The following is a 306-nucleotide window of genomic DNA, read 5'->3' as shown; positions in this document are numbered from 1 at the left end:
ACAAACGAGGACCCTCGAGAGCGCGGAGAGTATGATCCTGAGACAATTACCGAACCGACCGACGACTTCCCACAGATGGTCAAGGACCTCTTGCTTCATGTCACAATACATGCGGTCCACGAGGACGATGACGGGATTGTTCCTCTATCCGACGTTGACGGTGAAGGGGATCTACTCACACGTATAGAAGAAGAATTTGAACGTATCTTTGGCGAATATGCCGACGCCCGCCTAGCGGAAGTTGATGAGGTTCTCGGAAGCAAGTCCGCTGGCGAAGAGGCTTACCCGAACCTCCGGGAGTGGCTC

General features: G+C 53.9%; 1 pseudogene. It reads left to right on the top strand.

Going from position 1 to position 306, the window contains the following annotated elements:
• Positions 1–75: 75 nt before the first annotated feature.
• A pseudogene (locus tag EXE45_RS18665) lies at positions 76–306 on the top strand (hypothetical protein); the annotation flags it as partial.

Source organism: Halorubrum sp. SP9 (assembly GCF_005435015.1).
GTDB classification, from domain to species: Archaea; Halobacteriota; Halobacteria; order Halobacteriales; family Haloferacaceae; genus Halorubrum; species Halorubrum sodomense.
Note: the sequence above shows the minus strand (reverse complement) of the source record. Positions and strands in the feature narration are given on the sequence as shown.